Origin of the sequence: Lentzea sp. CC55, from assembly GCF_021056325.1 — a bacterium.
In the GTDB taxonomy this organism is placed as follows: Bacteria; Actinomycetota; Actinomycetes; order Mycobacteriales; family Pseudonocardiaceae; genus Lentzea; species Lentzea jiangxiensis.
This window is the reverse complement of record NZ_JAJCXE010000054.1, coordinates 226248-252784: the sequence shown is the minus strand read 5'-3', so window position 1 is coordinate 252784 and position 26537 is coordinate 226248. Positions and strand designations below refer to the sequence as shown.

28 protein-coding genes and 1 pseudogene are annotated in these 26537 nt (G+C 69.1%); 19 read left to right on the top strand and 10 right to left on the bottom strand.

The features are described 5' to 3' along the window. Nucleotides 1-52 precede the first annotated feature (52 nt). The 5 genes from L6E10_RS33935 to L6E10_RS33915 form a co-directional block, all read right to left on the bottom strand. The gene (locus tag L6E10_RS33935) at nt 53-544 is read right to left on the bottom strand and encodes a GntR family transcriptional regulator (protein ID WP_236224231.1); all 492 of its coding nucleotides are present in this window, start codon (nt 542-544) and stop codon (nt 53-55) included. After that, nucleotides 505-750: a GntR family transcriptional regulator gene (locus tag L6E10_RS33930; RefSeq protein WP_236224230.1), complete on the bottom strand. Its 246-nt coding sequence runs from the start codon at nt 748-750 to the stop codon at nt 505-507. Before L6E10_RS33930 ends, L6E10_RS33935 begins: the two co-directional genes overlap by 40 nt. A gap of 38 nt (nt 751-788) precedes the next feature. Next, nucleotides 789-1535: an SDR family NAD(P)-dependent oxidoreductase gene (locus tag L6E10_RS33925; RefSeq protein WP_236224229.1), complete on the bottom strand. Its 747-nt coding sequence runs from the start codon at nt 1533-1535 to the stop codon at nt 789-791. Nucleotides 1536-1569: 34 nt separating this feature from the next. Beyond that, nucleotides 1570-1941, bottom strand: coding sequence for a VOC family protein (locus tag L6E10_RS33920; RefSeq protein ID WP_236224228.1), 372 nt, complete (start codon nt 1939-1941; stop codon nt 1570-1572). Between the two features lie 485 nt (nt 1942-2426). Then, on the bottom strand, nt 2427-3641 hold the full coding sequence (locus tag L6E10_RS33915) for a trans-acting enoyl reductase family protein (RefSeq protein ID WP_236224227.1): 1215 nt from the start codon (nt 3639-3641) through the stop codon (nt 2427-2429). A gap of 205 nt (nt 3642-3846) precedes the next feature. Between L6E10_RS33915 and L6E10_RS33910 the strand changes: the two genes are divergently transcribed. The 3 genes from L6E10_RS33910 to L6E10_RS33900 all read left to right on the top strand — a co-directional run bounded on the left by L6E10_RS33910 (nt 3847) and on the right by L6E10_RS33900 (nt 7204). Beyond that, complete coding sequence (locus L6E10_RS33910; RefSeq protein WP_236224226.1) at nt 3847-4416, top strand: QsdR family transcriptional regulator; 570 nt, start codon at nt 3847-3849, stop codon at nt 4414-4416. Nucleotides 4417-4535: 119 nt separating this feature from the next. Beyond that, complete coding sequence (locus tag L6E10_RS33905; protein WP_236224225.1) at nt 4536-5897, top strand: alpha/beta hydrolase domain-containing protein; 1362 nt, start codon at nt 4536-4538, stop codon at nt 5895-5897. Beyond that, nucleotides 5894-7204: an alpha/beta hydrolase gene (locus tag L6E10_RS33900; protein WP_236224224.1), complete on the top strand. Its 1311-nt coding sequence runs from the start codon at nt 5894-5896 to the stop codon at nt 7202-7204. The genes L6E10_RS33905 and L6E10_RS33900 overlap by 4 nt, the downstream gene beginning before the upstream one ends. A 32-nt stretch (nt 7205-7236) precedes the next feature. Here the strand turns inward: L6E10_RS33900 and L6E10_RS33895 are convergent, their stop codons facing one another. Then, nucleotides 7237-7728 (bottom strand): glycoside hydrolase, encoded by a 492-nt coding sequence (locus L6E10_RS33895; protein ID WP_236224223.1) that lies wholly within the window; start codon nt 7726-7728, stop codon nt 7237-7239. Between the two features lie 201 nt (nt 7729-7929). Here L6E10_RS33895 and L6E10_RS33890 point away from each other — a divergent pair, with 201 nt between their 5' ends. From L6E10_RS33890 to L6E10_RS33865, 6 genes are read left to right on the top strand one after another with little or no spacing between them, the layout of a single operon-like run. After that, nucleotides 7930-8097: a hypothetical protein gene (locus L6E10_RS33890; RefSeq protein WP_236224222.1), complete on the top strand. Its 168-nt coding sequence runs from the start codon at nt 7930-7932 to the stop codon at nt 8095-8097. Nucleotides 8098-8131: 34 nt separating this feature from the next. Continuing rightward, on the top strand, nt 8132-8896 hold the full coding sequence (locus L6E10_RS33885; protein WP_236224221.1) for a hypothetical protein: 765 nt from the start codon (nt 8132-8134) through the stop codon (nt 8894-8896). Next, nucleotides 8893-9630: an amidohydrolase family protein gene (locus tag L6E10_RS33880; protein WP_236224220.1), complete on the top strand. Its 738-nt coding sequence runs from the start codon at nt 8893-8895 to the stop codon at nt 9628-9630. The genes L6E10_RS33885 and L6E10_RS33880 overlap by 4 nt, the downstream gene beginning before the upstream one ends. Beyond that, complete coding sequence (locus tag L6E10_RS33875) at nt 9582-10850, top strand: extracellular solute-binding protein (RefSeq protein ID WP_236224219.1); 1269 nt, start codon at nt 9582-9584, stop codon at nt 10848-10850. The genes L6E10_RS33880 and L6E10_RS33875 overlap by 49 nt, the downstream gene beginning before the upstream one ends. Then, nucleotides 10850-11656: a carbohydrate ABC transporter permease gene (locus L6E10_RS33870; protein WP_236224218.1), complete on the top strand. Its 807-nt coding sequence runs from the start codon at nt 10850-10852 to the stop codon at nt 11654-11656. The genes L6E10_RS33875 and L6E10_RS33870 overlap by 1 nt, the downstream gene beginning before the upstream one ends. Beyond that, entirely contained in the window at nt 11656-12456 is an 801-nt protein-coding gene (locus tag L6E10_RS33865) for a carbohydrate ABC transporter permease (RefSeq protein WP_236224217.1), read from the top strand. Before L6E10_RS33870 ends, L6E10_RS33865 begins: the two co-directional genes overlap by 1 nt. Here the strand turns inward: L6E10_RS33865 and L6E10_RS33860 are convergent. Next, the gene (locus L6E10_RS33860; protein WP_236224216.1) at nt 12437-15256 is read right to left on the bottom strand and encodes an AfsR/SARP family transcriptional regulator; all 2820 of its coding nucleotides are present in this window, start codon (nt 15254-15256) and stop codon (nt 12437-12439) included. The genes L6E10_RS33865 and L6E10_RS33860 overlap by 20 nt on opposite strands. A gap of 232 nt (nt 15257-15488) precedes the next feature. Here L6E10_RS33860 and L6E10_RS33855 point away from each other — a divergent pair, with 232 nt between their 5' ends. From L6E10_RS33855 to L6E10_RS33840, 5 genes and pseudogenes are all read left to right on the top strand, one after another. Further along, nucleotides 15489-15971, top strand: coding sequence for a ricin-type beta-trefoil lectin domain protein (locus L6E10_RS33855; RefSeq protein WP_236224215.1), 483 nt, complete (start codon nt 15489-15491; stop codon nt 15969-15971). Between the two features lie 127 nt (nt 15972-16098). Then, nucleotides 16099-17063: pseudogene (locus L6E10_RS33850) on the top strand (hypothetical protein). A gap of 349 nt (nt 17064-17412) precedes the next feature. After that, entirely contained in the window at nt 17413-18453 is a 1041-nt protein-coding gene (locus L6E10_RS33845; RefSeq protein WP_236224214.1) for a hypothetical protein, read from the top strand. A 539-nt stretch (nt 18454-18992) separates the two neighbouring features. After that, the gene (locus L6E10_RS40505; protein ID WP_275677252.1) at nt 18993-19121 is read left to right on the top strand and encodes a hypothetical protein; all 129 of its coding nucleotides are present in this window, start codon (nt 18993-18995) and stop codon (nt 19119-19121) included. A 105-nt stretch (nt 19122-19226) separates the two neighbouring features. Next, nucleotides 19227-19970 (top strand): class I SAM-dependent methyltransferase, encoded by a 744-nt coding sequence (locus L6E10_RS33840; protein WP_236224213.1) that lies wholly within the window; start codon nt 19227-19229, stop codon nt 19968-19970. A gap of 476 nt (nt 19971-20446) precedes the next feature. Here L6E10_RS33840 and L6E10_RS33835 read toward each other — a convergent pair whose 3' ends face one another. Both L6E10_RS33835 and L6E10_RS33830 read right to left on the bottom strand, forming a co-directional pair. Continuing rightward, nucleotides 20447-20866, bottom strand: a complete 420-nt coding sequence (locus tag L6E10_RS33835; protein WP_236224212.1) for a hypothetical protein — start codon at nt 20864-20866, stop codon at nt 20447-20449. Nucleotides 20867-20906: 40 nt separating this feature from the next. Next, entirely contained in the window at nt 20907-22238 is a 1332-nt protein-coding gene (locus L6E10_RS33830; protein ID WP_236224211.1) for an FAD-dependent oxidoreductase, read from the bottom strand. A gap of 98 nt (nt 22239-22336) precedes the next feature. Here L6E10_RS33830 and L6E10_RS33825 point away from each other — a divergent pair, with 98 nt between their 5' ends. Both L6E10_RS33825 and L6E10_RS33820 read left to right on the top strand, forming a co-directional pair. Beyond that, nucleotides 22337-23173, top strand: coding sequence for a metalloregulator ArsR/SmtB family transcription factor (locus L6E10_RS33825; protein WP_236224210.1), 837 nt, complete (start codon nt 22337-22339; stop codon nt 23171-23173). A 58-nt stretch (nt 23174-23231) separates the two neighbouring features. After that, on the top strand, nt 23232-24248 hold the full coding sequence (locus L6E10_RS33820) for an NAD(P)/FAD-dependent oxidoreductase (RefSeq protein WP_236224209.1): 1017 nt from the start codon (nt 23232-23234) through the stop codon (nt 24246-24248). Here the strand turns inward: L6E10_RS33820 and L6E10_RS33815 are convergent. Then, complete coding sequence (locus L6E10_RS33815; protein ID WP_236224208.1) at nt 24241-24753, bottom strand: DinB family protein; 513 nt, start codon at nt 24751-24753, stop codon at nt 24241-24243. The genes L6E10_RS33820 and L6E10_RS33815 overlap by 8 nt on opposite strands. Before the next feature lie 116 nt (nt 24754-24869). On the opposite strand from L6E10_RS33815, the gene L6E10_RS33810 reads away from it, so the two are divergent. The 3 genes from L6E10_RS33810 to L6E10_RS33800 are packed head-to-tail and all read left to right on the top strand — an operon-like array spanning nt 24870 to nt 26316. Next, nucleotides 24870-25598 (top strand): co-chaperone YbbN, encoded by a 729-nt coding sequence (locus L6E10_RS33810; protein ID WP_236224422.1) that lies wholly within the window; start codon nt 24870-24872, stop codon nt 25596-25598. Then, nucleotides 25595-26011: a MerR family transcriptional regulator gene (locus tag L6E10_RS33805; RefSeq protein ID WP_236224207.1), complete on the top strand. Its 417-nt coding sequence runs from the start codon at nt 25595-25597 to the stop codon at nt 26009-26011. The genes L6E10_RS33810 and L6E10_RS33805 overlap by 4 nt, the downstream gene beginning before the upstream one ends. Next, nucleotides 26008-26316, top strand: a complete 309-nt coding sequence (locus tag L6E10_RS33800) for a hypothetical protein (RefSeq protein WP_236224206.1) — start codon at nt 26008-26010, stop codon at nt 26314-26316. The genes L6E10_RS33805 and L6E10_RS33800 overlap by 4 nt, the downstream gene beginning before the upstream one ends. Nucleotides 26317-26537: the final 221 nt, after the last annotated feature.

Sequence of the window (26537 nt, the reverse complement as noted above, 5' to 3'; positions counted from 1 at the left end):
CGCTAGGAAATCGGATCCAGTTCTGCGTCCGATGTTCCGGTCAGTGGACGCGTCACCCGGCGGACGGCCGCGCCGCCGCACCCGACCGCAGCATCACGTCGAGCTGGGCCTCCGAGCCGGAACGGTGCGCGTCCATGAGTTCCACCAGCCGCTCGAAGTCACCTTCGGCGAGCGCGGCGACCATCTCGCGGTGCTCTGCCAGCACCCGCGCCCGTCCGGCCTCGTCGTACAGGTAGACGGCGTGGTAGGGCAGCGCCCAGGTCCAGATCCTGCTGATTTCGGCTACGACCAGGTTCAGCGAGCTCAGGCCGAAGATCGCCTGGTGGAACTCGCTGTTGAGAGTGCGCATGCGCGCCAGGTCGAGATCCGCCGCCGCTTGCTCGACCGCCTGTGCCAGGGCTTCCACGTCTGCCAGCTGCTCAGCGGTCGGCTGGGCGAGGCCGCGGATGACCTCGGTCTCCAGCAACCGCCGCATCAGGTACACCTGGTCGAACTCCGCGCGGCTCAAGCGCGCGACGGCGAACCCGACGTTGTGCTCGTGCACCACCAGACCGTCGGAAGCCAGCTGCCGCAGGCCTTCCGCACCGGCAACCGGCTCACACCGAGCACGGCCGCCATCTGCTCCTGGCGGATCTGCTGCCCCGGCAGCAGATCCCCGGAGACGATCATCCGCTTGATCCCGCCGACCACGCGGGACACCGCCTGCTCGGCGCCGATCTTCCCGGCCGGGCCGGTCCTGCTGGGCGACATGGGCACTCCTCACGATCAGCCCCACCGTACGGGGTGGATCAGGAGGTGACGCTGCCCCCGTTGAGGTCGAGGATCTGACCGGTCAGCCACGACGCTTCCGCCGAAGCGAGGTAGACCACCGCGGCACCGACGTCCTCGGGCGTGCCCAGTCGCCGCAGCGGGATCCTCTTCGCGAACATCTCGGTGGCCGCGCCGGCGACGTTGCTCTGCAAGCCCAATGCCAGCGTGTTGGCCGTGACCCCGGAAGGCGCCAGCTCCTGCGACAGGTGCCGGATGAAACCCTCCACCCCGCTCTTGGCCGCCCCGTAGAGCGACAGCCCCTGGTCGGACCCGACACGCGCGGCACCGGAGGAGATCTGCACGATGCGCCCCCACCCGGCCTCGCACATGTCGTCGACCACCGCGGAGACGCAGTTCATCGCGCCGAACAAGTTGATCTCCACCGGCCCCCGCCACCGGCTCGGCTCCAAGGTCCGGAAGTGCCCCTGCCCGAAATCAGCAGCGATGCCCGCGTTGTGCACCAGAACGTCGACGTGCGTCCCGAACTCGCTCTTCACCTTCGCGACGGCCGTGAGCACCGCCTCGCGATCGGTGACGTCGAAGGGCACCGGCACCGCCCGTCCACCGGCCGCAACGATCTCCTCCGCGACCGCCTCGGCGCGCTCGGCCACCAGGTCGTTGACCGCCACCGCCGCACCCTGCCCCGCCAACGCACGCGCGATACCCGCTCCCGCGTTCTGACCGGCCCCGGTGACCAGGGCCGCGTGGCCCGACAGCTCGAACATCGATGTCCTCTCCTGTGGCTTGTTCCCGTTGCGGTCACGGCATTTGCATCAACTCGACGGCATGTCCCTCCGGGTCCGAGACCACGGCCACCCGCCTGCCACCCGCCGACTTCGGAGCGACCCGCACGGACCCGCCCGCCGCCACGGCGCCATGCACCGTGACATCCACGTCGGCGACCTCGAACCCGAGCACCGCCTCACCCGGCACAGGCACCTCGCGGGAGGAGTAGGCGACCAGCACCAGCGATGGCCCTTCGCCATCGCCGCGCAGGACGACCTGCTCGTGCTTCTCCGCACCCTCGCCGTTCGTCATCCGATGCACGGCTTTCAGCCCCAGCACGGCGCCGTAGAACCCGCACTGAGCGTCGAGATCGCCGACGACGACCTTGGTGAAGGTGAAGCCCATGATGCCTCCGAGGAACGGCGTGCCGCGACGACGCGGAGTACACCGCCCACCTCGCGATCACGTGGGTGAACGTTCCACTCAGCGGACACCGGCCTGCACCGCCGATGACTGCCCGGTACCGGCCGGCCACCGTCTCCACGGGCGAAGTCTTCGAGTCCATTCGGACTTGTCGTCCGCCGTGAGCTGGGGGCGCTCGCATGAAGACGCTCACCAACGCCAGCCACCTGAGCCCTTCCAGATTGCAGCCGGCCCATGTCGGCGGTGAGCTCGCCTGCGCCGTGCGAGGTGGGCGCCGGCCTCTGCTCCAGTCCGGAGTTCTCCCACACGGGCCGCTCAACCCAGGCTCGACGTGCTCGCCTGGATCAACTTCTTTCAAGCCCGCGTGATGCATCGACACCGAGAGCCATCCGTCCGAGGCTTCAGTGCCACGACTAGGACACGCTTCCGAGGCCGCAAGAAGCATTCAACCCCTACGGCGGCGTGGGTCAGGCGGTCGTGATGTCGTAGGTGTGGCCGGCGAGCCGCAGACGATCGATCAGAGGCCGGCCCATGGCCGTCGCAGGCGTGAGCGAGCCGGACCGCTGCGGGAGGTCGTCGAGGGCCAGGCAGAGGGCGCTCTGCCCGAGCATGACGGCCGTGGCGGCGTAGCCGGGATCGCCTGGTCCGGCGACGGTGGCCCGGTAGCGGCGCCCCGAGCTGGTGGTGGCGTGCAGCACCGAACGGAACCAGCCTTTCGCGCGAGCCTGTTCGCTGGGCCCGGTACCGGGTGCGGGCAGCACCCGGTCGAGCAGGCCGCGGACGGGCTTGACCGACATCGCGCCGACCAGCCCGACCAGCCCACCGGTGATACCGGCCGCCATGAGCGCTCCGGTGACGCCCTGCCCTGCGCCCATTACCTCGCCGTAGCGCAGCTCCGGCCCGTAGGCCCAATCGAGCAGGGCGTTGCTGCGCCGCACGATGCGGGTGTTGAACGGGGCCATGACGAACGGCGCCTGCCACGTTCCGTCGGCGGCGCGGGAGGGCATCCCCGCGTCACGGGGCTGGGCGGGCGTCGGCTCGGCTGCGCGGTCGGGGCTGAGCGCGTGCGGATCGGCGGCGACGCGGCGCAGGCCGGGATTGCTCTCGTAGGCCTCGATCTGCGCCCGCAGCGAGTCGATCGTGCCACCACTGAAACCGCCGCGGACCGTAGCCACCAACCGCACGTCGGTGAGCGGACCCGCGCCGTCGGCCACGGCCCGCTCGTGCAGCAACAAAATGCCCAGGTCGGACGGAATCGAGTCGTAGCCGCAGGCGTGCACGATCCGGGCTCCGGACTCCAGGGCCACTTCGTGCACAGCGTCGATCGCGGCGCGGACGAACAGCACCTCGCCGGTCAGATCCGCATAGTGCGTGCCGGCCCGTGCGCACGCCTCGACGACCGGGAGCCCATAACGCGCGTACGGGCCGACGGTGGTCGCGAGCACCCGCGTCGACGCGGCCAGCGCCGCCAGCGCGACCGGGTCCCCCGAGTCGGCGACGACCAGCGGCCACTCCCGCGCCGCCGCGGGCAGCCCGGCCCTGGTGGCGGCGAGCTTGTCCGCGGACCGCCCGGCCAGCGCGATCCGCACGCCCTCGGGGGCGTGCCGGGCCAGGTATGCGGCAGTCAGCGCCCCAACGAACCCAGTGGCGCCGTAGACGACGACGTCGTGCTCACGATTCATGGCCATCAGCTTGCCCCCAGGCTCCGGCCACCGCACCGGTTCGATCGCCACGGCGCCGCCACCGCGCACCTGGGCCTCGCCCGGCACTCGGGAAGTGACGTGACGCACACCCCGGCGGCACCGGTCCGGGTCTCGCGGGCAGACCCGCAGGACGACGATGATGCGGGTGGCCGGACGGGCGGGCCGGCGGAGGCGAGGGCTGCGAGTGGGGTCGATCGGCGCCCGGCGGGTGGTGAGCCAGGACCAGGTGCTGCGCGGCGCGTGCCGGTTCTTCCTGCGGCACGGCCGGGTCGAGATGGACGCGCTGGCGGCGAGCCTGGCCATCAGCCGGGCGACGCTCTACCGGGTCGTGCACAGCCGCGACGGGCTGCTCGCCGACGTGCTGTGGGTGCTCGCGGACCGGCTGCTGGTCCGTGCCCGGCAGGAGCGCACGAACGTCGGCGTCGAGGGCGTCCTGGAGGTCACCCGGCGGTTCGTGGCCGACCTGCGCGCGGCCGGCCCGTTCCGGGCGTTCCTGCGCAGCGAGCCCGACACGGCCATCCGGGTGCTGTTCAACACCGCCGGCGGGGTGCACCGGCGAGCGGTGTCGGCGCAGAAGGAGATTCTGCTCGAAGTGGACGGCGGGCCGTGGTCGGCGGCGGCCCTGGACCAGGTCGCGTTCCTGTACGTGCGGATCGTGGAGTCCGCCCTCTACGCCGAACTGCTCAGCGGCGCGCCGCTCGACCCGGCCCTGGCCGAAACCGCCGCCCGCACGGTGCTGCTGCAGCACCGCTGACCCGACCACCGCAGCGTGCTGCGACGGCGGTCTCACGATGGCGCCGCGTTCTGGTGCCGGTCGTCCGGGCCTGGCTACGGTCGGTTCCGCACCCATCCCCCATCGCTGTGGGAGCCGGTATGTCCCCTTTCCCCTGGCGTCGCCTCGGTCTGGTCGCGGCCGTGCTCGGCCTGCTGGTCCCGACGTCCGTCCCCGCCTCCGCCTCCGCGCCCGCCGGTCCGGCGCCGCGGGTCGTCGGCCCGTTGCCCGGGACCGTGCCGGGTGACCGGCTGGCCGACCGGATCGAGGACACCTACCCGTTCTTCTCCACGCCCGACGACCTCGCCGCCGCCGGTTACGTCGAGCAGGAATTCCACGTCTCCGGCGCGGCCGACGGCTGGGCCGGCAACGGCACGAAGGTCGCCACCGGTGTGCCGTACGTGACCCGGGTCGTCGTGCGGCGGCCCGCGCACGCTCGCGACTTCAACGGAACCGCCCTGGTCGAGTGGCAGAACGTCACCGCCGGGTACGACCTGGACGCGTTGTGGAACGCCGAGTCCGTCGTCCGCGCGGGCTACGCCTGGGTCGGTGTGTCGGCGCAACGGGTCGGGGTGGACCAGCTCCGCGCGTGGAGCCCCGCGCGCTACGGCGGGCTGGACGTGACCGGCGGCGGTCGGTTCACCGCCGACGAGCTGTCCTACGACGTGTTCACCCAGGCCGGCCGCGCCGTCGAGTCGGGTGCGGTCACGGGCGGCCTGCGGCCCCGGACCGTGCTGGCCATCGGCGCCTCGCAGTCGGCGGCCCGGATGACCGTGCTGTACGACCGGGTCCTGCCGCAGCAGCAGCCGGTGTTCGACGGTTACGGCTTCGTCGTCGGCACGGCGCCGACGCGGGCCGGCGCGGAACCCGTCTTCCAGGTGCAGTCGGAGACCGACGTGCGCAGCGCGACCCGTCCCGCCGACACCGACCGGTTCCGCCGCTGGGAGGTCGCTGGCGCGGCCCACTCCGGCTACGAGGGCCAGGCCTACCGCGTGCCGATCTCCGAACGCGACCTCGGCGGCGCACCGCAGTACGACTGCGACCGGCCGCCGTTCAGCCGGGTGCCGATGCACCACGTCACCGCCGCGGCCTACGACCACCTGCGCCGGTGGGTCGAACGGGGCACGCCGCCGCCGACCGCGCGCCCGTTGGAGTTCGAACCGGACGGCGTCACCAAGAAGCGCGACGCGCTGGGCCTCGCGCTGGGCGGCATCCGGTTGTCGCAGGTGACCGCACCCAGGGCGCTGAACACCGGCGACAACACCGGTGAGACGTTCTGCCGCCTGTTCGGCACGCACGTGCCGTTCGACGCGGCGACGTTGGCCCGGCTCTACCCGCACCGCGGGGACTACCTGCACCAGGTGGTGACCGCCGACGTCGCCAACGTGCACGCGGGCTACCTGCTGCCGGCCGACGCGCGGCAGAACCTCGCCGACGCCCTGGCCGTCGGAGGTCGGCGATGAAGATCCCGTTGCTCGCGCTCGTCGTGGCCCTCGCGTCCACGGTCGCGGCCGTGCCCGCCGGCGCCGAACCGCTCACCCCGATCGTCTTCGTGCACGGCCAGCAGGGGTCGGCGCAGCAGTGGCAGTCCAACGCCAAGCGGTTCTCCGGCAACGGCTACCCGGACGCGCTGCTGCACGCTTACGAGTACGACACGAGCATCCCGACCAACGACCGCGCCGTCGCCGACCTCGAAGCGTTCATCGCCGCCGTCCGCGCCCGAACGCGGGCGGCCAAGGTGGATGTGATCGCGCACTCGCGCGGCACGACGGTCATGCACAGCTACCTGTCGTCGCCGGAACGGGCCGCGTCGGTGCGCAAGTACGTCAACGTCGATGGGCGCTCGAGCGCCGCACCGCCGGGCGGCGTGCCGACGTTGGCGCTGTGGGGCAGCCTGCAGCCCAACGGGTCCATCGGCGGCGCGACCAACGTCCATCTGACGACGCTGGGCCACACCGAGACCACCACGTCGGCCGACGGTTTCGCCCACATGCACCGGTTCCTGCGCGGTCGGCCCGCGTTGACGACCCGGGTGCTGCCCGAACCGCCCGGCCTGGTCCGGATCGCGGGCCGGGCGACGTACTACCCGCAGAACGAGGGGCTGGCCGGACTGCTCCAGGTGTGGGAGCTCGACCCGCTCACCGGCGCGCGTCGCGGCGAACCGCGGCACAGCGCCCGGACCGGCGCGGACGGCTCGTTCGGTCCGCTGCCCGTCAACGGCCGCGCGCACCACGAGCTGGTGGTGCTGCGCGAGGGTCAGGTGCCGCACCACTTCTACTTCGAGCCGTTCGAGCGCAGCGACCGGTTCGTGCGGTTGCAGGTGTCGCGTCCCGGCGGCATCACCGACCACATCGACCGGTGTCCGACGCACAGCGCGCTCACCGTCATCCGCAACCGCGAGTGGTGGTCCGACCAGCCCGACAGCGACCGGCTGGAGCTCAACGGGGTCAACGTCCTCACCGCCGACGTCTCGCCGCGGCTGCGCCAGGTGATCGCCGCGTTCGCGTTCGACGACAACTGCGACCTGGCCTCGACGCCGGGTGCCGCGCTGCCGCCGTTCGCCGCGCTGCCGTTCCTGACGGGCGTGGACGCCTACCTGCCGACGCGGCCGGAGGGCACGATCCGGGTCACCCAGACGGCGCGCGGCACCGGTGGCGGGTCGCGCACGATCGCGGTGCCGAATTGGCCGTCGGACGCGCACGCGGTCACCGTGCAGTTCAAGGATTACCTCGACGTCGGAATCGGAGGACCCCGCGCAACGTCCCCCTGAGCGGAGAAGGGGTTCGTGCGGTCGAACGGTTGTCAGGGTCTGGCGAAGTCGTCCACCCGGTCGGCGCGGATCTGGTCGGCGCTGGGGTCGAACCCGCCCGACACGTACCCGCTGACCGTCTGGAACCACGGCGGCGAGTTGCTGAACGCCTCCCAGGTGTCGCCCCTGTCCTTGATCCGGTCGATCCGCCACCGCTGGTTCGCGTCGGCGTCCCAGTCCCAGTGCTCCGGGTTGTCCGGATCCCACCAGTCCACGTCCTCGCGGGTGGTGGGATCCGGCGCGCGCCAAAAGCCCTCCATCGTCGCGCCGACCTTCATGTAGTACTTGCGGACGTCCGGCGCGTTCCCGCCGCCGATGTTGTAGCGGGCGATGTCGAGCCGCAGCCCGTCCTCGCCGAAGAGCAGGTCGGCCAGGTGGTTGCGGATTTCGTCCCGGTGGCCGCCGGTGATGTTGGCGAACCACACCAGGCTCGTGCCCCAGCCCTCGAACGCCGACTGCTGGTAGGACGGGTCGGGGCGGACCATGACAGACCGGACGTCCGCCTCCTGCCCCGCGGCCTGTTCTCCCTGACCGGGTCGCCGTACCGGTGCATCAGCGTGCGGGCACGGGTCAGCGCCTGAGCCGCCTCATCGGTGTGGCCGGCGGCCAGGCAGGCCTCACCCAGCTCCACCAGCGTGTTCGCCTGAACGTCAGTAGCTCGTTCTCGGCGGCTGGCCTGGTAACGCGTGACGCGGCGGTGGCTGGGGTTCGAGGACGCGGACATCACGCTCAGCCCCGACGGCATCTTCCACTCACGCATCCTGTTGCCGGGCACACCGATCGCGGGGTTCAGCGGCCGGTGGCTGGTGCCGGGCGACATCCTGATCACCTCGATCGCCGTCCCGGCCGTGTAGGGCGTGTGTAGGGACGATCAGCACACTGGTGGTCATGTTCAGGCCACCTCTCCCACCGGTGCCGGTCGAACGGCAGAAAATCGACCTCGACGCGGACGTGCTGTTCGGCGCGATCCCCAGCCGCGATGTCGACGCGTCGCTCGACGCGGTGACAGACCAGCTTCAGCGGCACGGGATCCGCACCGGGCTGATCTGCTCACTGCGTGGCGCCTTGTTCGACGCGTGCTCCGGCAACGACGAGATGCGCAAGGCCTCGGAACAGGACCCCGGGCTGGTCCCGGTCGGCACCGTCGACATCCGGGACGCGTTGACGGCGGAGACCGAGATCGGACGGCTGGCGGAGACCGGGGTGCGGCTGCTGAGGCTCTTTCCGGTCGAGCAGGGGGTCGAGCCGGACTCCCCCGGCCTTCAGCACGTCATCGACGTCGCGGTCGCACACGGGCTGGTGCTGCTCACGAGTGGGGACGTCAGCCAGTTCTGGCGGCCGTTCAGCGGTGCACGGGTCTGTTTCCTGGACGTGCACGCGTACCGGGTGGCCGACTTCGTGATCCTCGCTCGCCGCGAGCCGGGGTTCGTGGCCTCCACCCGCTCGCTGGTCGGTCCCGACTCCATCGAGCGGGTCGCGGGCGAGGTCGGCGCGCACCATCTCGCGTACGGTTCGCGGGCTCCACTGCACGATGTCATGCCGTCGGCAATGCGACTGCGCATGGCGGCGCTGAACGACGAGGAATGGCAGCAGGCGGCCGGTGGCACCGCGAGCCGATGGCTGGAGACAGCGGACCTGGAGGATGAAAAGTGATCATCGACGTGCACGCGCACGCCGGGCCGTGGTTCTTCGCCACGGAGGTGGGTGCGGTCGAGCTCAACCTCGCGTTGATGGACCGCTACGGCATCGACCGGCAGATCGTCTCGGCCTCGGAGGCGGTCACCTACGACATGGTGAGCGGCAACAGGTGGATGGCGCAGCGGCTGGCCGAGCAACCGCGACTGCTCGGCTACCTGGTGGTCAACCCCAACGAGCTCGCCGAGGCCGAGAACGAGCTGGCGCGACACCTGCCGGGCGGGCGGTTCGCGGGCATCAAGGTTCACACGACCTATCCGGGGCATTCGCTGATGTCGAAGCCGGTCCGGGACGCACTGGGGCTGGCGGCGCGGGCGAAGCTGCCGGTGCTGATCCACACGTGGGACGACAGCGTGCTCGGTCTGGTGGACGTGCTGGAGCAGCACGAGGAACTGCGGGTGATAGCCGGGCACATGGGCGGCCCGGCGTGGCGGACGGCGGTCGAGGCGGCGTGCCGCAGTGACCGGCTCTATCTCGAGCCGTGCTGCTCGATCACCGATCGCGACAGGTTCCGGTACGCGCTCGACCGGGTGCCGGTCGAGCAGATGTTGTTCGGCACGGACAGCACGCTCGTCGATCCGGCTATCGCGCTGGGTGTGGTCGCGGCCGCGAAGATGACTGAAAGTGAGTACGAGCACGTGATGTGGCGCAACGCGGCGAAGCTCTTCGGCATCGACGAGGTCGCGGCATGAGAAGAGTTCTTTTTGCGGCCTTGACATGCTCTCTGGCAACGTCCTTGCTCGTGGCGTGCGGGATGACCGCGACCGGCAACACGGTGACCCTGTGGATGTACCCGGTGATATCGGACCCTGTCAAGAGCAGGGAGTTCTGGGAAAAGGTCGAGGCCGGGTTCGAGGCGCGCAACGGCGTGGATCTGCGGGTCGAGCTCCAGCCGTGGGCGGGCCGGCAGGAGAAGCTCGGCGCCGCACTGATGTCCGGCAGCGGGCCGGACGTCGTGCTGCTGCAACCGGACATGATTCCCCAGTACGTCGCCCAGCACGCGCTGCAACCCGTCGATGGGTCGCAGCGCGGCGAACGCAAGTTCCGGCCGTCGGCGGTCACCGCGTTGACCATGCAGGGTCAGGCGTATGGCGTACCGATATACCAGACGGTCACGACAACCGTCTACAACCGCAAGGTGTTCGCGGAGGCGGGCATCACCGAGCTGCCGCGGACGTGGGACGAGATCAAGGCGGCGGCGCCCAGGCTCGCGGCGCGCGGCGTCCCGGTGCTCGACTACTCCGGCTCCACCGAGGAGACGCTCAACCTCACCTTCTACCCGCTGCTGTGGCAGGCGGGCGGCAGCGTGTTCAGCCCGGATGGCGAGAGAAGCGCCTTCTCGTCACCGGAAGGCGTTGCGGCACTGAGGTTCCTGGTCGACCTCAAGTCGATGAACGGGCTACCGCGCGACGCCACCACCAGGCGGAGCAGCCTCAAGGACTACCCGGTCGCAACCGGGCGTGCGGCGATGGCCCATGCGGCGACCGACGCGGAGGCCAGGAACGTCATCGCCGCGATCGGCAGGGAGAACACCGCCATCGGCCTGCCTTTGCAGCACAAGACGCGAGCCACGTTCGGCACGCCGGGCGCGTTGTCGTTGTCACGCACGGCACCGAGCGCGGCGAAACAGCTGCTCACCTACCTGAGCTCGCCGGAGGTGGTCGAAGAGCTCTGTGCGCGGTCGGGCTTCTTCCCACCGTGGTCAGATCCGGCGACCCCCACGGACGAGGTGGACAGGAGCTTCACCGAGGCACTGCCATTCGCCTTCGCCGGTGACACGCATCCGCAGGCCCGCAAGACGATGAGCCTGCTCGCGCCCCACATCCAGGCCGCGCTGCTCGGCGAGAAGACACCTGAGCAGGCGCTCGCCGAGGCGGCTGTCGAAGTCGACGGGATACTCGGCGGCAACTGATGCGCAAATCCGTCACGATCCTGCTGTTCCTGCTGCCCTCGCTGGTGTTGTTCGGCGTGTTCCGTTTCCTGCCCATGTTGGGCGCCGTCGGTCTGAGCCTGACCGAGTTCCACATCGGCGGCGACTGGCAGTTCGTCGGCATGGCGAACTACCGGGACCTCGCACAAGACAGGATCTTCCTGACCAGCCTGCGCACCACGCTCGGCTATGTCGTGATCTGCGTGCCGCTGACGGTGGCTGTCGCGCTGGGAACCGCCTTGCTGCTCAACCGGGTGCGCTGGGCACGCGGTGTGTTCCGCACCGCTTTGCTCACGCCGTACGTCACCAGCCTGGTACTCGCCGGGGTCGTGTGGCAGTGGCTGTACGAACCGTTGGGAGTCCTCGGCAACCCGTCGCTGGTGCTGCCCGCGCTCGCCGTGGTGAGCGTGTGGAAGGGCTTCGGCTACTCGATGCTGATCCTGTTCGCCGGCATCCAGAACGTGCCGCCCGACTGCCTGGACGCGGCGAAGGCGGACGGCGCGAACTCGTGGCAGCGTTTTCGCCTGATACTGCTGCCTTTTCTGCGTCCGGCCCTGTTCTTCGTCGTGGTGATCGAGACGATCGGCGCCTTCCAGGTCTTCGACATCGTCTACGTGATGACCGGCGGCGGCCCGACGCGGTCCAGCTACACGCTGGCGTACGCGGTGTACGACTACGGCTTCAAGCACCTGGACTTCGGCCATGCCGCGGCGGCGGGCATCGTGCTCTTGGCCGTCGTCATGCTGGTGTCGCTCACCCAGCGCGGTGTTCTCGATCGGAGCCGCTGATGCGTTCCCGGCAGGTGCTGCCCACGGTGCTGCTGGCGTTGGTGGCATTGCTGGCCGTCGCCCCATTCCTGCTGATGCTGCTGGTCGCTCTCTCGCCGCCCGGCTCCCCGACGATCCCGCACCGGCTGCCGGGGTCGCTCACACTCGCGAACTTCGCGCGTGTGCTCGCGGCGGAGGACTTTCTGCGGTGGACGACCAACACGTTCGTCTACGCGGCTGTATCAGTGGTCGCGGTGCTGCTGTCGGCATCGATGGCCGCGTACGTCTTCGCCCGCAAACGCTTCCCCGGCCGGGATGTGCTGCTGTGGTCGATGCTCGGGACGCTGATGGTGCCGTTCCACGCCGTGTTCCTGCCGTTGCTGCTGCTGGTCGCGGCACTCGGCTGGGTGGACGGCTACTGGGGCCTGATCGTGCCGTCGCTGGCCAACGCCCAGGCCGTCCTGCTGCTGCGGCAGTTCATCCGGGCGCTGCCGGACGACGTGTTCGACGCCGTCCGGGTCGACGGGGCCGGAGACTGGCGCATGTACTGGCACGTCGTGCTGCCGTTGTGCCGTCCGGTGCTCGCCACCCTCGCGGCGTTCGTGTTCCTGTGGCATTGGAACGACTTTCTCTGGCCGCTGGTGGTCACCCGGTCCGAACGGATGTGGACGCTGACCGTCGGTCTATCCACAATGGACTCCGGGCACATCGGCATCGCCGAGCTGATGGCTGCCGCCACCGTGACCGCCGTGCCGTGCCTGCTTGTGTTCGGGCTGCTGCAACGGCACCTGGTCAGCGCCATCAGTGGTCAGGGACGCTGAGTTCGAGACTGCGCAGTGCCGTTCTGACCTTGTCCTGTGGCATCGGCATGGCGAGTTTCTCGTAGAGGCGCAACGCCCGGCCGAAGTAGTCGGCGGCGTCGCCAGGCCGCTGGTCGCGGTGTGCCACCCACCCGAGGCTGTACAGCATGGCCGCGTGCGAGGGGCTCTCGTCGGCCGGGGAGAAGGCCTCGAGCGAACGCGACATCAGCGCGAACGCCCGGCCCGCGTCGCCTTCCTTCGCGTGGGTCGCGGCGAGCACGTGCAGCGCCAGCGCCTCGTCACGTGGACAGGATGCCGACCGGAAGAGCTCGGCGGACTCCATCAGCACGCGTTCGGTCGACTTCAGATCACCTTGGGCGCTGTGGTACATGCCGAGACTGAACAACGCGCACGCCTGTCCGTATGTGAAGTGCAGCGCGCTGAAGGAGTCCAGCGCCTGGCCGAGGAGCGTCGCCGCTTCGTCGAGCCGGTCTTGGTTGCGCCGGACGACGCCGAGCGCCTGCAGCGCGAACGCCTCACCGTACGCATCGGCGCTGCGCTGGAAGGACGCCTTGGCCCTGACCAGCAGAATCGCCGCGTCGTCATGGTTGGAGCAGAACATCTGCACGGTGCCGAGGCCGAGGTTCGCGTAGGCATGCCCGTGGATCTCACCGATCTCGGCGAAGATCCGTTGCGCCTGCGCGAAGTGGCCCTCCGCCTCGGCGAAGCGGTCGCGGTAGAACGCCAGCGCGCCGAGCCCCTGATGCAGCATCGCCTTGTGGCGCGCCTCGGTCGCCGCAGCCAGCGCGAGCTCGTGGGTGCGCCGCCACAGGTCGTAGTGGCTGCGCAGGTCGAACAGGGCCGTCAGCACGCAGGCCGTGTCGGCCCCCAGCGTGGTCATCTCCAGCGACAGAGCCTGCTCGACGACCGCGACCAGCGCGTCCCGCTCGCTCTCCAGGAACTCCAGCGGATCGGCGAGGAGCCTGGCGGTGGTGGCGTCGTCCAGCCGTGCCCGCTCGACCTCCAGCCGCACCTTCAGAAAGCGGCTCGGCAGGCCGGCCTCGGCCCGCACGGCCAGGTCGAGCCACGCCGTGAAGGCCCGCCTGAGCGCATCGGCTTGTTCGGCGGCCGTGTCCTGTTCGCTGGCCCGTTCCCGGCCGAACACCCGCAGCAGGTCGTGGAAGCGATAGCGCCCCTGACCGGCGGGTTCGAACAGGTGCACGTCGGCCAGGCCGTCGACGATCTCCTCGCCGTCCGGCACGGCGACGTCCAGCAGCGGGCCGGCCACCCAGCCGGGGAAGTCCGGCACGTCGAGCAGGCTCAGCAGCCGGAACGCCCGCTGCTGCTCGGTCTGGAGAGCCTCGTAGCTCAGCGCCAGGCTGGCGCGCGCTTCGAGGTCGTCGATGCGCAGCTCGTTGAGCCGAGTTCCCTCGTCCGCCAGCCGTTCCGCGAGCCTGCCGACCGTCCAATGTGTCCGGCGGGCCAGCCGGGAACCGGCGATGCGCAGTGCCAGCGGGAGGTTGCCGCAGTAACGCGCGACCGCCGCTGCCGCGTCCGGCTCCGCGGTCAGGCGTGACCGCCCGGCGATCGACGCCAACAGCCGCACGGCATCCGCGGCGTCGAGCACGTCGAGGTGCACGGTGTGCGCTTCGAGCAGCTGCACGCGACTGGTGATCAGCACCGCGGACCCTGCGGTTCCCGGCAGCAGCGGGCGGACCTGCGCCATGTTCGCCGCGTCGTCGAGCACGATCAGCACCTGCCGTGCGGCCAGCTGCGAGCGGTAGAGGGCGGCGCGGGCCTCCGGATCCTCCGGCACCGCGTGTGGATGCACACCGAACGCGATGAGCAGCTCGGCCAGCACCGTCACCGGATCGCGCGGAGACCGGGCTCCGCCCAGCCGCACGTAGAGCTGCCCGCCACCGAAGTGGTCACCGAGGTCGTTGGCCACCCGGACGGCCAGCGTCGTCTTGCCGACGCCGCCCTTGCCGGTGATCGCGACCACCGGTCGCGGCTGGTCGGTGAGCAACCGGCGGAGCTCGGCTCGTTCGGCTTCACGTCCGGTGAAGTTCTCCGCACCGGGCGGCAGCTGCATCGGCCGCACGTGACTCTCGGACGGCGCGCCGCGCAGGATCTCCTGGTGCAGCTCCTGGATCTCTCCGCACGGCTCGACCCCGAGCTCCTCGACGAGCATGCCGCGCAGCGAGCGGTAGGTTCCCAGCGCCTCGGCTCGCCGCCCCACCCGGTGCTGCGCCAGCATCAGCCGCCGCCACAGCCCTTCCCGCAACGGCTGTTCCCGCACCAGCGCGGTCAGCTCCGTGATGGCGATGCCGAATTGGCCGGCCGCCAGCCGCGCGTCCGCGAAGTCCTCGCGAGCGGTAGTGGCCATCTCCTCCAGCCGCACCACCTCGCCCTCCAGCCACCCGCACCGCGGCACGCCCTCCAACGGGGAGCCCCGCCACCAGGACCACGCCTCTTCCCAGACCGCTACCGCTTTCACGGCGTCACCCGACGCCAGTGCCGCCCGCGCTTCTTCGGCGGATCCCAGGAAGAGTGCGCTGTCGAGCTCGTCCGGCTCGACGTGCAACCGGTAGCCACCACTGTCGGTGACAAGCCGGTCCGGCAGGCCGATGCCGGCCAGATCGCGCCGCAACCGGCTCACGTACGTGTGCACGTTCGCGACCGCCGACGCGGGCGGCCGCTCCGCCCAGAGCGCGTCGACGATGCCGGGCAGCCCGACCGGCTGCCGCGCCCTGACCAGCAGCGCGGCCAGCAACGCCCGCTGACGTTGACCGGACTGCGGCAGCCGCCGTCCGTTGTTCATGACGCGTAGCGGCCCCAGGACCGCGAACATCGCTGTAGTAACCAAGGCTCCCCCACTTGGACCAGCCGATGGCATCGGAGCGTAGCAGCGCCACCACCGTGCGGACACGGCTGAAGGGGTGCCAAAACCGGACATGTTGGTGTGGCAGCCATGTAGGCGCCGTGTAGAACGGCTCCATAACTTCCCTCTCAGATCGCAGAAATCCGCGATTCTGAGAGAGGGGAGACACCACATGGAATTCAAGGGAATGCTGCGCCGAATCGCTGGCGCGGGGATGGCGCTCGCGGTGGCGGGCGCGATGGCGATCGCACCGGCCTCGGCCACGGCGGCACAGGACGGCGTCAGCGCCTCTACGGAGATGAGGATCCTGCACGCGAGCACGCGCGCCTGCCTGGACTCCGACCACCTCGGCAAGGTCTACACGCTCAAGTGCAACGGCGGGCTTAACCAGCGGTGGGACAACTACACCTCGGGCAAGTTCAGGAACGTGGCCACCAACCTGTGCTTGGGCGGCGCTCGAAGCGGGGGCGGCACCCTGTACACCTTCACCGGCGAGTGCTCGGACCCCAGGACCACCTGGACGACGACCCCCGGCTCGCCGAGGAAGTTCAGGAACGCACAGCTCGGTCTCTGCATGGATGGTCCCGGAGGAAGCCCTGAGGGCGTCGGCCTGAAGGACTGCGACGCAGCTAATCGCTGGAGCATCGCTGCATGAGTCCCGTGGGACGGCGGGCCGCCTTTCCCAGGGCGGCCCGCCGTCCCGCGACGCGGTACACGGGTGTCGGATTGATCAACCATGGTGCACAGCGGTGGGGTGAACAGTCGACCGGCGGGAGGCCATCATGGGCGAGGACGTCGCGAAGCACGAGTTCACGCGCGAGGACCGCACGAAATACCGCACCAAGGTGCGCAGATGCCTCGACGTGTTCGCTCGGATGCTGCGTGAGGCGAGGTTCGACTTCGAAAGGCCGATGACAGGTCTCGAGATCGAGATCAACCTCATCGACTCCAACGCCGACCCGGCGATGAAGAACCGTGAGGCGCTCGACGTCATCGACGACCCGGACTTCGTGACCGAGCTCGGCCAGTGGAACATCGAGATCAACGTCGCACCACGCGCGATCGCGAACGGCGGCATCACCTCGTTCGAAAAGACCGTCCGGCACTTCCCCGCGTTGCTGCCGATCTGCGACGACGAAGACCCGCTCGCGATGCTGGACCAGGGTGACACGCCCGGTCTCAGCGAGCTCAAGCTGCACAACGGCACCATCTACCGCTGGAACCAGCCGGTCCACGACGTGGGGCGCGACCCGACCGCACCTGCGGGTGGAGAACCGCGTGCTGCCCGCCGGGCCCACCATCGTGGACACGATGGCCAACGCCGCGCTGTGCTTCGGTCTCGTCCGGGCGCTGGCGGAGGACGAGCGTCCACTGTGGTCGCAGGTGAGTTTCCAGGCGGCGGAGGAGAACTTCCACGCGGCCTCACGCAACGGGCTGGACGCCCAGATGTACTGGCCCGTGTTGGCACGGTGCCGGACGTGGAATTGGTGCTGGGCCGGTTGCTGCCGCTCGCACACGAGAGGCTGATCCGCTGGGTGTCGGCTCGGCGGAACGCGACCGGATACTCGGCGTCATCGAGCAGCGCTGCCTGTCGGGAATCAATGGTGCCACGTGGCAGGCGCGGGAGTTCCACCGCCACTACGACCACATCCACCTCGACCGGGCGGACGCGCTGCGCACGATGCTCCGGTCCTATGTGGAACTGATGCATGCCAACGCGCCCGTACACACTTGGCCGCTGACCTGACACACACCTGGCCGTTGGGCAGTATCCCGCACCCGAAGTTCGTGCCTTGAGTTTTGGTTCGGAGCAAAAAGCACGCTCGGGCCATCTAGAGGTACTAACGTCACGTTCGCTCCGAAAGGGGCAGGCTGGCGTGAACGTGACGTTCGAGCAATCCAGGGAATCAACGTGATTTTCGCGCCAGATCAGCAGAAGCGGAATTCGGCGACGAATTGACTACTCAGGACAGCAGCGGCAGCAGCAAGAAGACTTGTCACGCCTCTGAATTCGTCTCGGCGCGACAATTGAAAGGATCGTAATCATGTCGATATTTCTCTCGATACGGCGCAGGGTAGCTACTATCATATGCACGATGGCATTGCTCGGCGCCACCGTGACAGCGGGTGGAGCAACCGCGAACTCGGCCGCGCCACTGGCCGCGCAACCCGCTCCTGGAGGGAAAACCAACTTCGTGGTCTCGGTCGGCGGCTTCCAAGCCGGTCGCACCGACAACTGGCTGCGGATCAGCCAGTACACCTTCCGCCCCGACAATGGCACGGTGACCGCGCAATGGTGGCGGTGGAACCAGGGCAGCATGCGAGACATCAGGGTCGACACGCCGGTCGCGGCCGCCGACTGCGGTCCCACGCAATGCTACGCGCGGACACCGAAACGGTTTCTGTCGGGACCATCGGAATCCATTAATGGCACCTACCAGGTCAACGGATCAGCGCTGACCGTCTTGTGGAACAACGTGGGCACGACGTTGGAAGAACGGTGGACCGTCAAGACTGTGACCCGCACCGACGGTTCACCCGACCCGACGCTTGTCCAACTGGACTGGGCTGGCGCGGGTAGCGGATATACGGCGACCATCGGGTACGGGTTTGGTTCCAATGCCACTTTCTCCGCCCACGCGAGCGCGAGCGACCTGATGCGGCCGGAAAACAAGGTGAGCTATTCCTACCTGTACTCCGGAATCTCGAAGGGACAGCTCGGCTCCGGCGAGAGCGCCATGAATTTGCCGATCTACCAGCAGTGCCGCGATGCCCGCTGCATCGGCACAACCACGAAGAGGGCGGCGGGTGACGGATGCACGTACTACCCGCCGGGCGAGAACAAGGAGAGCACGACGATCAACTTCTATCTGGCCTCCTTCGCAGGAGACCGGCGCAATGCCTACGAGCACTGGTTCCGGTGCCTGGGCTACGAACCTGAGGCCGGCCAGACGTGCTACAAGATAAACTCGCATGTCAAGCCGCTGATCCAGGTCATCGACGACAACGGTGGCTTCCGGGGCTGGGTCGGGGCCGAGACCTCCTTCAGCAGCACCAAGGACGGCAACTCCGATGGCGCGCCGATCGGCGACACGTTGGGCGTGGTCAAGGCAGGCCCGCGCCTGCTGACCCCCTAGCCGGACCGGTCCTGAGGCCACGCCTGTCAATGAATTCGCGCGACCGGAACCGGCTGGTCGGGCATTCCCATGCGCCAGGATCTTGCTGAGGCCAGCCAGCAATCCGCCTTCGCGAGCGCGGAACATCGGCGGGTACCCGTCGGGCCGGCAAGCCTTCTTCGGCTGGAGCCGTAGTAGATGGTCCCAGCTTGATCAGCGAGACGGAACTGGCTACTCGACAGCAGTCGGCCGACTCGACACCGCCGACTACTACTCAGCGGTACCCACCAAGCTGCGTCACGAACGCCACATGTTGAACCAGCTTTGAGGACGGGCCCAAGCGGAGGCGGCGCACGGTGAGCACCACCCGCTCGCCGCGTAGCCAACCCGGAGCTGGGGTTGCCTGCTCGCCACACGACGAGCAGGCAACCCCAGATCACGACCTATTGCTGCTGAGGAAGGGCACGCCAGCAGTCAGAACACCGTGAAATGTCCTGTCCGCTCCAACTTGTCGGCGGGGCAGGCAGCAGAGCAGCTGTCTCATCAAGCTGGAGTTTGCGGTGGTGCAGATCCTCACCGTGCTGCGGTTGGCGGCGAACTGCTGGGCTCGTCCAGGGGTCGAGTCGATCCCGCGCTGGTCGGGCTTGTGGTGGGACGGCCCGCCGAAGGTGCGCTCCATGTGGAAGTGAACGCTGGGCTGGCTCGGTGGCGGCCAGCAGGTCTGCTCCAAGCGGCGATTGGCGAGGCAGATGATCTCCTGGCGCCCTGATTGATCACTGGGCAGTGTGGGAAACATGCCTGCCATTCCCGAGAGCTCTGCCGTCATCGCCGATGTGGCCGTGGAGAACGACTACGACGGCTTCGCCGAGGCGTACACGGCCGAGAACGAGACCAGCCTCCTCAACGCCTACTACGTCCGGCCCGCGATCGTGGACCTGGCCGGCGACGTGGCCGGTCGACGAATTCTCGACGCCGGCTGCGGTGCTGGTCCTGTGTCCGTGGCGCTACGTGATCGGGGAGCCGTCGTGAGCGGCTTCGACCGCAGCGCCAAGATGGTGGAGCTGGCCCGGCAGCGGCTCGGCGACGACGTGGACCTGCGGGTCGCCGACATAACGGACCCGCTGCCGTACCCCGACGCCGCGTTCGACGACGTCGTCGCCGCTTTGGTGCTGCACTACCTGGAGGACTGGACCGCACCTCTGGCTGAGCTGCGGCGGGTGCTGAAGCCCGGTGGCCGGCTGATCGTGGTCGTCAACCACCCCATCCTCCTCAAGATGGTGCATCGCGAGACTGACTACTTCGCGACCACCAAGTGGTCCGACGAGTACGACTTCAACGGCCAGAAGGCCGTGCTCACCTACTGGCATCGGCCGCTGCACGCGATGACCGATGCCTTCACCGCAGCAGGCTTCCGCACCGCCGTCATCAGCGAGCCGCCTCCGGCGCCGGAAGCGCACGAACTCTTTCCCGACGAGATGGCGAGTTTCCCCTCCGGGGCCTTCCTGAGCTTCATGTTCTTCGTCCTGGAGGCCGCCTGACCACGGCGTGGCACATGGGTGGTCTCAAGGTCGCGGCATGCCTGCCCTGACCTTGAGGCTGCGTACGGCGCGATCGCCGCGGTGAGCACCACCGGCACGGCGAGCAGTCCGCTCAGCTGTCCGTAGTGGATAGTGCCCCAGCGGTCGGTGATCGCCATTGTCCGTACGAGCGTGAAGATCCCGCGTGCGACGCCTGCGAGCACTGAACCGGCGATGAGCAGCAAGGCCGGGCCTGGGATCACGCCCAGCAACGTCGTCACCACTGCGCTCGCCAGCAGGAGCAGTGCCGTCCGCGCACGCACCGACGTCCTCGCGGTCAGCCTGGCACAACCGAGCCGCCCGAGTACCTGGCCCACCCCACCGAGGCCCAGGGCCCATCGCGGCCGCTGATGTCGGCATCCCGCGTTCGGTCAGCAGTGGCACGAGGTTGACCACGACCACGTAGACGCTGAATGCCGCCAGGCTCATCGCGACCGTCAAGACGATGAACGGCCTGCTTCTCGCCACGGCGGATGGATGGTGCTCCGCCTCGTGCTCGATCTCCGGTCACGGTGACCGCGGCCCGAACAGGTGCAGCGGAATCGTCGTGACCGCGAGGCGGCGGTCAACGGTGCGAACACCGTGCTGGCCAGGCCCGCCACCAACGTGAGCGCCGTCAGCGCCGGCACCGCGACGACCGAGCCGGTGGTCATGACGGCGCGAGGACCGTGGCGGTCGAGCAGCTTGCCCACCGGTACGCCGACCCGCCTCGCCACGATCTGACTCGCCGGGAAGCCCGCGGTGATCACCGCCTGCGACCACCCGGTCTGCGAGCTGATCGTCGGCAGCAGCACGGGGAACGCGTGGCAGTGGATCCCCGAGCTGATGATCTCGGTGGTGCACAGCACGATCAACACGCGGCGCAGCCCGGCATCGGTGCCGGGCTGCGCCGTCGTGTCAGTGCGCGCTGGGCGCGAGACCGATCGTCACCTCAACCGTTTCCGGTGCACCGCAGCACCCACCCTCGTTCTTCTGCTCCCCGGGCGCGTCGAACACCCCGGCGCCACCGCACACCCCGGTCTCGGGCAGCACCAGTTCGACGCGCCCGGCCGCCTCGTGGTCGCCGGCGATCGCGGCCACGACAGACCTCGACTGCTCGTACCCCGTCAACGACAGGAACGTCGGCGCCCGTCCGTAGCTCTTCATGCCGACCAGGTAGACGTTCGGCTCGGGATGGCGCAGCTCGGCTTCACCGTGCGGGTAGACGGTGCCGCACGAGTGCACGTTGGGGTCGATGAGCGGCGCTAGCTTCGTCGGCGCCTGCAGCACCGGGTCCAGGTCGAGCCGGACCTCCGACAGCCACGACAGGTCAGGCCGGAAGCCGGTCAGCACCACGACCTCGTCGACGCCCTCGACCCGGTGACCGTCGAACGACTCCAGCGTGAGGCTGCCGTCCGCCACGCGTTCGACCGCCGCGGTGCGGAACCCCGTGGCGGTCTCGACGTACCCGGCCTCGACAGCCTTCTTCGCCCGCAGACCCAACGCACCGCGCGCAGGCAGCTGATCAGCGTCGCCTCCGCCGAAGGCGTTGCCGACGGCACCGCGACGCAGCAGCCACACGATCTTCGTGCCGGGCTCCTGCTCCGCGAGCTCTGCCAGCACGACCAGCGCGGTGAGAGCGGAGTGCCCACTGCCCGCGACCGCGATCCGCTTGCCCGCATACCTGGCGCGCTCGGCCACCACGTCGGGTACGCGGTAGGTGATCTTCTCGGCAGCGCCCTGCTCCCCCACCGCGGGAAGCCCGTCGCCGCCCAGCGGGTTCGGTGAGCCCCACGTGCCGGAAGCGTCGATCACAGCGCGCGCCGTGATCCGCTCCTCGCCCTCGGCAGTCCGCACGTGCACGGTCAGCGGCTCGTCCTCACGTCCGGCATCCACGATGCGGTCCCGTCCACGCCGTGCCACGCCCACCACACGCGCACCGAACCGCACCCGGTCACCCAGGACCTCGGCGAGCGGTCGCAGGTAGCTCTCCACCCACTCCCCGCCGGTCGGGTAGCCGTCTCCGTCCGGACGCACCCAGCCGGCCTGCTTCAGCAGCCGCTCGGCCGCCGGGTCGACGAGTTCGCTCCACTGCGAGAACAGCCGAACGTAGTTCCACTGCGACACGGCTGCACCGGCGCGATCGCCCGCCTCCAGCACGAGCACCTGCTCGCCCCGTTCGACCAGGTTCGCCGCCGCGGACAAACCCGCAGGCCCGGCACCCACCACGACGACTGGGAACTCGCTCACCGCACACCCCTTGTATCGATGGATCTCAAATCAACACGGCAGACTCTATCGACCCGGATCGATTGACGCAACCATCGATCTGCGTCGATACTTCACCCATGACGACCACAGCGGCCGCGCCCGCCGTACTGCCCGGTGACGACGCCGCGACCTACGCCGACTGGTTCGCTTGCCTCGCCGAACCGACCCGCGTGCGACTGCTGCACGCCGTCGCCACCGCGGCACGCTCGATGACCGTCGGCGAACTGACCGAGTTGCTCGGCATCAGCCAGTCCACCTGTTCACACCACGTGCGCAAGCTCGTCGAGGTCGGCTTCCTGCGGCAGCACAAGGAAGGCACCGCGACGCACGTCAGTGTGAACCCGTCCTGCTGCACCGGCCTGCCCCACGCGGCCGACGTCGTCATGGGTGTACTCGCTCCTCGCCCCTGCTGCCCGACGGACCTCCCAGCCGACGTCCTGATCCGCCCGCTGGAGATCGCCGACTGGAACGCCGTGCGCCGCATCTACGGTGAAGGCATCGCCACCGGCGACGCGACCTTTGAGACCGAAGTGCCCCTGCGGCGCGCACTGGACGCCAAGTGGCTGCCAGATCACCGCTGGATCGCCGAGATCGACGGCCAGGTCGCGGGCTGGGCCGCCCTGACCGCCGTGTCCACGCGGGACTGCTACGCCGGTGTCGCCGAGACCTCCGTCTACGTGGGCGCGGACTTCCGAGGCCGTGGCGTCGGCAAAGCGTTGGTGCACAAGCAGGTCAACGCCGCCGACGAAAGCGGTCTCTGGACGTTGCAGACCTCGATCTTCCCCGAGAACCGCGCCAGCCTCGCCCTGCACCACTCCGCAGGATTCCGCACCCTCGGCGTACGCGAACGCATCGCACAACACCGCGGCGTGTGGCGCGACACCGTCTTCCTCGAACGCCGAACCGCCAACTAGTACCTGCCGAACCCACTCCTCCGTCGCCGTGCTCGGCGACGGCTACTTCGAGGTGCCCATGAACAGCCACGACGCCATCGTCATCGGCGCCGGACAGTCCGGCCTCGCCACCGCCCACGCCCTTGCCGCACGAGGGCTTCGCCCGCTCGTGCTCGAAGCAGGCGGCCACCCTGTCGGATCCTGGCCGCACTACTACGACAGCCTGACCTTGTTCTCGCCGGCGAGGTACAGCTCCCTGCCCGGCCTGCGGTTCCCGGGCGATCCCGAGCGCTACCCGCACCGCGACGAGGTCGTCGCCTACCTGAGCACCTACGCAGAGCACCTCAACGCCGACCTCCGCACCGGCCAGCGCGTCACAAGGGTGGTGCACGACCAGGGGTACCGCGTGACCACCACCGACAACACGACCTTCACCGCGCCGATCGTCATCGCCGCGACCGGAGGGTTCGGCAACCCGCACCGACCGGCTCTGCCCGGTCTCGAAGAGTTCCCCGGCACCGTCCTGCACGCCGCGCAGTACCGCTCCCCCGAACCGTTCGAGGGCCAGCGCGTCATCGTGGTCGGCGCCGGAAACTCCGCCGTCCAGATCGCCGCGGAACTCGCCGAGCACGCTCACGTCACCCTCGCGACCCGCAAGCCCGTGAAGTTCTCCGCTCAACGCCCGTTCGGCCGCGACCTGCACTTCTGGCTGGACCGCACCCGCCTCGACCACCTCCCGATCGGCCCCTGGCTCCCCGACGGCTTCACCACCCCGGTGCTCGACACCGGGCGCTACCGCAGCGCTCTCGACCGGCAACGCCCGGACCGCAGGCAGATGTTCACCGCCCTCGAGGGCTCGAAGGTCATCTGGCCGGATGAGCGGCGCGAACACGTCGACACGGTCATCCTGGCCACCGGCTATCGACCCGATCTGCCCTACCTGGACGAACTGGGCACCGAGCACCACCGAGGTGTCTCCCGCCTGCACCGCGGTCTTGGTTTCGTCGGCCTCGAATGGCAGCGCAGCCTGTCGTCGGCCACCTTGCGTGGCGTCGGCCGGGACGCGGAACACGTGGTACGGCGCCTTCTCAGCTGAGTGAGAGTTGGTCGCGGTGGAAGTCGAAGTGCTGCACCGGGAAGCGGTACAGGTCTGCCAGTGTCATGAACTCGCGGAAACACGGGTCCCAGCGAGTCGGGTAGGGCATGCCTCGGGCAAGGCTGATTTCGTCCTCACAGTCGAGGCGCCGGTGCAACGCGGCGATGGTGCGATCGGCCAAGGCCACCATCGCTTTGCGGGGCATGAGGGTTCCGCCGAGCCAGGAGCCTGCGAAGTTGACGACGTCGAACGGCTTGGTGCCGGCGTCGAGCAGCCTCACCCAGGCCCTTCCGACCCAGCCGGGCAAACGAGCAACGATCCGTGCCAACCTCAGCAGCGCCCGCATGATCAGAAAGCCGAGCAGCATGTGGAAGAGCAGTTGCCGGTTGGTCCACCGCGTCCCGTTCGACCGGCGCCTCAACTCCTCCTCGGTGGCGCCGTCGAGCAACGCGCGAAACGTCTCGCGCGCTCGTTCGAAGTCGCCGTGAACCGCCTGGGTGTCCACGGTGCCAGTGTGCACCCGGAAGGCCGCTGTGACCCAGGTCTCGTTGACTTCGGTACCTGGGTACAGGCTTAGCGTTGTGGGCGTTGGTGCTGGATGAGCGTTCGGAGGTGCACGACATGGCGGCGCAAGGCACCGATGCGACGTTCGAGCAGGAAATCGAGCTGTCACCGGTACCGGTCGTGGTGGAGTTCTACGCGACGTGGTGCGGCAACTGCCGGAGGATCGAATCCGTCCTCGACGACCTGGAGGCCGAGTTCGCACCGAACGTGCGGCTCGTGAAGGTCAACGCTGATGAGAACGCTCAGCTGGTGTCCAAGTTCGCTGTGACGTCCACGCCGACGTTGTTCGCCATCGTGAGCGGAGCCCAAGTGGCCACGACCATCGGCGCGCAGCCGGAGCCGGTCCTGCGCGCCGTGTTCGAGGCTGCCGCAACTCGCGTGGCGACCGAACCGGGTGAGGGATGTGGCTGTGGGCCGTCCTGTAGTTCGGCCACCGGCGAGCCGGCCATCGGATGGGTGGACGCGAGGGCGTGCACTCTGCCGACCGATGATCAACCGATGCGCCTCGCCGAGTTCGAAGCGCTGTTCGCCTCATCGCTTCGTGAGGTGCGTCGTGAGGAGTCGGGGTGGTTGCGCCTTCGCCTGGGTGGTGGCGCCGACGTCGAGGCCGGCGCACGGGATCTGGCCCGGCGAGAGTCCGATTGCTGCTCGTTCTTCGACTTCGCCGTAGGTCGTGACGGCGATGAAGTGATCGTCGATGTCCGGGTGCCCAGCGACAAGGAAGCCGTCCTCGACGGCTTGGCCGCCCAAGCCGAGGCGGCACGAACCGAGGGAGAGCAGTGGTGAGGTCAGGAGAGCTGGCGGCAGCGGCCGGGGTGAACGTCCAGACGCTGCGCTACTACGAGCGGCGAGGTCTTCTGCCCGAACCGCACCGTTCTCTGGGCGGTCACCGCGACTACGACGAGAGCTCCGTCGCTCTGCTCCGCGTCGTCAAGGCAGCCCAACGGCTCGGTTTCACCCTCGACGAGGTCGCCGAGCTCCTCGACACGGGCAGGCGGCACCACCCCACCCCCGACCTCCAGGCCCGCGCGCAAGCCAAGCTCGAGGAGGTCGACCGCCGGCTGGAAGACCTGAACACGATCCGCCAGGAACTCGTGAGGGTCATCGACGCCCGCTGCGACAGCCTGACCAACTGCACCTGCCGCGACTGCCCGATCCCCTTCATCGAGCTCACCGCCATCGCGAAAGGCCTCCCATGAGCACCTCTGCCAAGCACGGCGTCGACGCGGTCCACCTCCCCCTCGACGCCGCCGAGGACACACCGTCCGGACCGCCGAAACGCAGCAAGGTCATCGCCTACCTCGCCGCGATCGCCTGCATCGGCTGCTGTGCACTGCCGTTGCTCATCCCGCTCGGGCTGCTCACCGGTGCCGGTGTCGCCGCGGCGACCACCGGCTTGCTCGTGGTGTCAGCGGTCCTCTTCGCGCTCGCGGGCCTGCTGTGGTTCGCCCACCACCGCCGCAAGTCCGACCACGCCTGTTCTCAGGGCAACTGCTCGTGCTGACACCCGTCGAACCGCGTTGACACACCGCCTGCCGCCCATCAGGGAGAATGAGGTCCAAAGCGGACAGAGCACAGAAGCAGGAGGACGGGTTCGACTCAGCACATGCGGAAGCTGGTGTCGCAGACGGAGCACCACCAGGTTCCGCTCCACATCGGCGGCATCCTCGTCGGCGTGCTGGTCGGACTCATCGCCCCGGCAGCCGGACCAGGCCTTGAAGTCGC

Coding starts and splice junctions, on each gene's coding strand:
- L6E10_RS33900 (WP_236224224.1), top strand. CDS start 5,894: ATGAAGATCCCGTTGCTCGCGCTCGTCGTGGCCCTCGCGTCCACGGTC.
- L6E10_RS33810 (WP_236224422.1), top strand. CDS start 24,870: ATGGCGGCGCAAGGCACCGATGCGACGTTCGAGCAGGAAATCGAGCTG.
- L6E10_RS33860 (WP_236224216.1), bottom strand. CDS start 15,256: ATGAACAACGGACGGCGGCTGCCGCAGTCCGGTCAACGTCAGCGGGCG.
- L6E10_RS33920 (WP_236224228.1), bottom strand. CDS start 1,941: ATGGGCTTCACCTTCACCAAGGTCGTCGTCGGCGATCTCGACGCTCAG.
- L6E10_RS33820 (WP_236224209.1), top strand. CDS start 23,232: ATGAACAGCCACGACGCCATCGTCATCGGCGCCGGACAGTCCGGCCTC.
- L6E10_RS33905 (WP_236224225.1), top strand. CDS start 4,536: ATGTCCCCTTTCCCCTGGCGTCGCCTCGGTCTGGTCGCGGCCGTGCTC.
- L6E10_RS33885 (WP_236224221.1), top strand. CDS start 8,132: ATGTTCAGGCCACCTCTCCCACCGGTGCCGGTCGAACGGCAGAAAATC.
- L6E10_RS33845 (WP_236224214.1), top strand. CDS start 17,413: ATGGCATTGCTCGGCGCCACCGTGACAGCGGGTGGAGCAACCGCGAAC.
- L6E10_RS33800 (WP_236224206.1), top strand. CDS start 26,008: ATGAGCACCTCTGCCAAGCACGGCGTCGACGCGGTCCACCTCCCCCTC.
- L6E10_RS33925 (WP_236224229.1), bottom strand. CDS start 1,535: ATGTTCGAGCTGTCGGGCCACGCGGCCCTGGTCACCGGGGCCGGTCAG.
- L6E10_RS33915 (WP_236224227.1), bottom strand. CDS start 3,641: ATGAATCGTGAGCACGACGTCGTCGTCTACGGCGCCACTGGGTTCGTT.
- L6E10_RS33840 (WP_236224213.1), top strand. CDS start 19,227: ATGCCTGCCATTCCCGAGAGCTCTGCCGTCATCGCCGATGTGGCCGTG.
- L6E10_RS33825 (WP_236224210.1), top strand. CDS start 22,337: ATGACGACCACAGCGGCCGCGCCCGCCGTACTGCCCGGTGACGACGCC.
- L6E10_RS33895 (WP_236224223.1), bottom strand. CDS start 7,728: ATGGTCCGCCCCGACCCGTCCTACCAGCAGTCGGCGTTCGAGGGCTGG.
- L6E10_RS33870 (WP_236224218.1), top strand. CDS start 10,850: ATGCGCAAATCCGTCACGATCCTGCTGTTCCTGCTGCCCTCGCTGGTG.
- L6E10_RS33930 (WP_236224230.1), bottom strand. CDS start 750: ATGTCGCCCAGCAGGACCGGCCCGGCCGGGAAGATCGGCGCCGAGCAG.
- L6E10_RS33865 (WP_236224217.1), top strand. CDS start 11,656: ATGCGTTCCCGGCAGGTGCTGCCCACGGTGCTGCTGGCGTTGGTGGCA.
- L6E10_RS33855 (WP_236224215.1), top strand. CDS start 15,489: ATGGAATTCAAGGGAATGCTGCGCCGAATCGCTGGCGCGGGGATGGCG.